Here is a 3,809-nt window from a genome sequence, read left to right as displayed (position 1 = left end):
CTTGTGGTTGAACGAACCGGGCAACCGCAGGAGCTTGTTTGCCGCGCTCCCTCCCTTGTCGCCGCCGTGTCGATACGTGAGCGCTTTCGAGAAAGCCGACGCCATTGCGGGCGTGTGTAGACGATCCCAAAACCAAAGCGCCTGCGTGCGACCCGGCGATGTCTCCCACACCAAGGAGGGTTTCGGATCGAAGGCAAAGGGGTCGGCTTCATCCACGTCGCACCAGCCAAGGCTTGTCATGTGGACGCCAGTCAATTTCCGGCTGGGCCGGGCATAGACATTTGGGCTAAAATATTGATCGTAGCGGTGCCGATCGTAGCGCCGAAGCAAGCGGTTGATCTTGATCTCACCGTGCAGCACGACGAACTTGTCGATCATTTTCGTCGTTCCCTTCCGGCGAAAACATAGGTTTCCGAACATGTCGGGACCGGCCATCGCAGGTGCGTGCCAGAGGTCGCATAGGAAATCGTACTGGTCCTGCAGTACCGCCCGCTCGGGAGCGCCATCGCTCATTAGGGCTGGAAACTCGGTTCTCTTCTTGTGGCGTGTCATTGGCTTGGCTTTCGTTTGGACGCACGGCGTCATGCACGCGAAAGCGCGCTACAAAACCGATGCGATTGTGGGGGGGTGTGGTCGCCGGGTCAGAAGTCGGCGTAGTGGGTGTGCTCGCGCTCAGCCGACCGAGCGGCGATCCAGTCCTCAAGCTCACTCAGGAGCCATGCGACGCTAGTTCCAGCCATTCGGATACGGCGTGGAAAGCGACCGGCAGCTTCCCAGCGAAGCAGGGTGCTGTTGCTGACCTTGATGCCAAACCGCGCAAGATCTGCTCGATTGGCGAGGGCTTGCTGCCCAGTTTTGAGTTCCATTGTGTCAATCCTTATTCAGCGTTGAGTTGAATGAAGGAGCGCTCCGACAAGAATAAGCATGATTGAATTTGGAGCAGATCGGGAGCGGAGTTCAGGAGGGTCTGAGCGTCAGAACGGCTCATTTCCTCAAGAGTTTTTCTTGACCTGTTTCAGGGCGAATTTGATGTCGTCATCCAGCTGTTTGTGAAAGCCAGTAATCTCTTTGAAGGCCATTCGGACCAGCGCATTTGCGCGAATGGACATTCTGTTTTTATAGAGGCTTAGCTCCTTTTCCATGATCGCAACGATGCCGTTTACGATCTCGAATTGGAGCTGAGTCGAATTTCGAATGGAGTGCGTTGCCTGCATGTCCAGTTCGATAAAAGCGGCATCTGCGAAAACTTCAATTTCATTCAGCAGCTTCAGTGCCTGATCAAAATTCGGTTCAAAAGCCGAGTGATCGAACATGGCGCCAGTAAAGAAGTGCCGGTTTTCGGGACTCAGCGCTTTCTTCAGTTTCGCGGTGGGCATGATGACATCGCTTTCCAGCCAGTCGCGCTGCTTGGAAATGTCAATATTTTGAGGGCCATTTGGAAAGCTGGAAGGAACCGTGGCTATTTGACTTCGAAACGGTTGGGCGAATTCCCTCAACCGATCGCCGAGTTCGAGAAATTGGTCCTTGCTGATATTTCCGGCCTCTCTGAGGCATCTGTCCAGCCACGCAGGGCCGAACAGTTCGTCATCTCCTCGATCCTGTTCGCCCATTGCTGCAGCGCCTCGCGTTTTTCATCCAGATACGCATGGCGATTATAGGTTGCAGCGACGCCTGAGACTATACCCGTTTTGTGGTTGAGGACGGCTTCGATGATATGCGGCTGGATGCGCATCATCGCCATGTTGGTTGCCATCGTGCGGCGCAGGTCGTGGAAGCGCCAGTCCCTTGCATCAAGGCCAACAGCCACATCGAGGCGTTCCTTCAATCGGCCAAACCCAGAAATAGGCGAGGTGCCTGTGGTCGTGAACACCAGATCGCTATCAAGAAACTTCGGCACTGAATTCAGGACAAAGATCGCTAATGGCGCCAACGGTACGATGTGCAATGTGGCGTTCTTGGCGCGCTTGGCAGGAAGTGTCCAAATGCCTTTGTCGAGATCAAGCTCCGACCAGCGCATACCAGCGACCTCACCACGACGTTGACCTGTCAGGATGAGGAGTTGCGTGAAATGGGCAAACGGGAAGCCTTCAGACGCGCCAGCATGCCAGCAGGCGATAATTTCCTCATCAGTGAGCACACGATCCCGCGCAATCTCCTTCGTGGGCGGTCTGAGAGAAGCCACAGGCGATGTTTCGATCATGGCGCGATCAATGCACCAGTTCATGAGCTTTTTGATCGCAGCCAGCGCCCGGTTCGCCCGTGTCGGTGCGCCACCGGCAACGATCGTGTCCAGCACGCGCACCACGTCAGCGCGTTTGATCTGATCAATGGGACGCGAGAACAGGGGCGCAAATTTCTGCAGCACACGTTCAGTGCCACGCCAGTCCTTGTTGCGAGGCTTTGCGTACAGCTCGATGAATTGCGGGACGACATCGCCAAGGGTTAGGCGAGAGGCACTATCAACCACAGACGAGGGGGTCTGATCGTATTGTCCAAGCTCGATATCGCGAAGGATGCTTCGTGCCTTCTCGCGCGCATCAGCCAGCGACACGATTGGATATGCGCCGATGCGAATGCGCTTCATCCGTCCAGCAATGCGACGCGATACGCCAAACACCTTCCCCCCTGTGGCCGACACACGAAGGTGCAGTCCGGGTAGCAAGGCGTCATGCACTTCGTAGCGTTTGCCATTGGCGGGCGGCAGAGCGTCAATGGATTTGGGCGTCAGCTTCTTTTTCATGACGTGCATATTAAGATTGCGACGTCCGCGTGTCAGGGTATGGTTTGGGGCATTCTGGAGCGGAGGTTGCTATGTCTTTGGAAACTCAGAAGTGGCTGAGGTTCATAACCCCTGGCATCCTAATAATCCTATTTGGAATATTTTTGGGGCGGGTAACCGGCCTTTGGAAATTTGCCTTTCCGAGCGACTTTAAAGAAGCCTCAGTTTCTCTCGTATTTATTATTCCTGCCGCAGTTTACTACCTTACGCCGTTAAGATCGTATGCCAATGGAAAATTCTTTGATGAGATATCAGAGAACCTAAGATCTGAAATAGTTAGAATTTCTGAATTTGAAGATGGGGAGTATTTTAATTGGAAGTCTGTTCGTGGGGTGTTCTTTTCGATTATTGATGATGACAAAAGTTTGGAAAGGAAATCAAGGTTAGCCTATTTCAACGGGTATATCTGGACAACTGTGGCAGATGTGCGAGCGTTGTGCATCGTATTCTTGCTAATTTGCACATTTCTTTTTGTGTTGAGAATTGATGGTGCTTTGTGGGCCGCAACAGCGTTCCTGGTATTGCTCTCGTTAACGTTTCCAGCGTCGCGTGTGTTGACTGATCTTCACAAAGAGATCGGTAACCAGCAGGTTGAGATAATTCAACACAATCATCTAGAATTCTTAAACCAGAAATTGAGAGCTATTCGTGACAGAGCCAGTAATCGAAGCAGTATATCGAACTCGTGAGGCTCTTGAAAACAATCAGGACAGTCATTGGATAATTGGGTTCTCAGGAGGTAAGGACTCGACAGCCCTTCTAAAGGTATTTTCTTCGGCACTAAAATCGGCAAAACGCCACCCTGAAAAAATAGATGTAATTTTCTGTGATACCGGGGTGGAAAACCCGATACTTGATAGCTACGTCAAAGGCCTGTTTGCTTCCCTTTCAGATGAGTTCCGCTCTACAAATTCTCCGCTACGTCCGAAAATTCTAAAAGCCCCGGTGGCAGATAGATTTTTTGTGAAGGTGATTGGACGTGGCTATCCACCTCCCACAAATAGCTTTCGGTGGTGTACAAAAAATCTCA

Annotated in this window: 5 protein-coding genes and 1 pseudogene; 2 read left to right on the top strand and 4 right to left on the bottom strand. The window is 52.2% G+C overall.

Features of this window, described 5'->3' with window-relative positions; all coding sequences use genetic code 11:
• The 4 genes from VB714_RS14940 to VB714_RS14925 form a co-directional block, all read right to left on the bottom strand.
• Positions 1 to 552: DNA-primase RepB domain-containing protein (locus VB714_RS14940; protein WP_323225406.1), on the bottom strand; the 552-nt coding region annotated here is incomplete at its 3' end.
• Positions 553 to 641: 89 nt separating this feature from the next.
• Complete coding sequence (locus VB714_RS14935; protein ID WP_323225405.1) at positions 642 to 866, bottom strand: helix-turn-helix transcriptional regulator; 225 nt, start codon at positions 864 to 866, stop codon at positions 642 to 644.
• A 126-nt stretch (positions 867 to 992) separates the two neighbouring features.
• Positions 993 to 1,496 (bottom strand): hypothetical protein, encoded by a 504-nt coding sequence (locus VB714_RS14930; RefSeq protein WP_323225404.1) that lies wholly within the window; start codon positions 1,494 to 1,496, stop codon positions 993 to 995.
• On the bottom strand, positions 1,493 to 2,749 hold the full coding sequence (locus VB714_RS14925) for a tyrosine-type recombinase/integrase (protein WP_323225403.1): 1,257 nt from the start codon (positions 2,747 to 2,749) through the stop codon (positions 1,493 to 1,495). The genes VB714_RS14930 and VB714_RS14925 overlap by 4 nt, the downstream gene beginning before the upstream one ends.
• 62 nt (positions 2,750 to 2,811) lie before the next feature.
• Between VB714_RS14925 and VB714_RS14920 the strand changes: the two genes are divergently transcribed.
• Together VB714_RS14920 and VB714_RS14915 are read left to right on the top strand one after the other, a co-directional pair.
• Positions 2,812 to 3,468 (top strand): hypothetical protein, encoded by a 657-nt coding sequence (locus VB714_RS14920; protein ID WP_323225402.1) that lies wholly within the window; start codon positions 2,812 to 2,814, stop codon positions 3,466 to 3,468.
• Positions 3,428 to 3,809: pseudogene (locus tag VB714_RS14915) on the top strand (DNA phosphorothioation system sulfurtransferase DndC); the annotation flags it as partial. The gene VB714_RS14920 and the pseudogene VB714_RS14915, both read left to right, overlap by 41 nt.

This window comes from Spirulina sp. 06S082, assembly GCF_034932145.1.
Lineage (GTDB): Bacteria > Cyanobacteriota > Cyanobacteriia > Cyanobacteriales > Spirulinaceae > CCY15215.
The sequence above is the reverse complement of the archived record's forward strand: the minus strand, read 5'-3'. Positions and strand labels throughout refer to the sequence as shown.

What these genes read in the sequence shown, in the direction of transcription:
- VB714_RS14935 (WP_323225405.1), bottom strand. Translation starts at nt 866, where the DNA reads ATGGAACTCAAAACTGGGCAGCAAGCCCTCGCCAATCGAGCAGATCTT.
- VB714_RS14925 (WP_323225403.1), bottom strand. Translation starts at nt 2,749, where the DNA reads ATGCACGTCATGAAAAAGAAGCTGACGCCCAAATCCATTGACGCTCTG.
- VB714_RS14920 (WP_323225402.1), top strand. Translation starts at nt 2,812, where the DNA reads ATGTCTTTGGAAACTCAGAAGTGGCTGAGGTTCATAACCCCTGGCATC.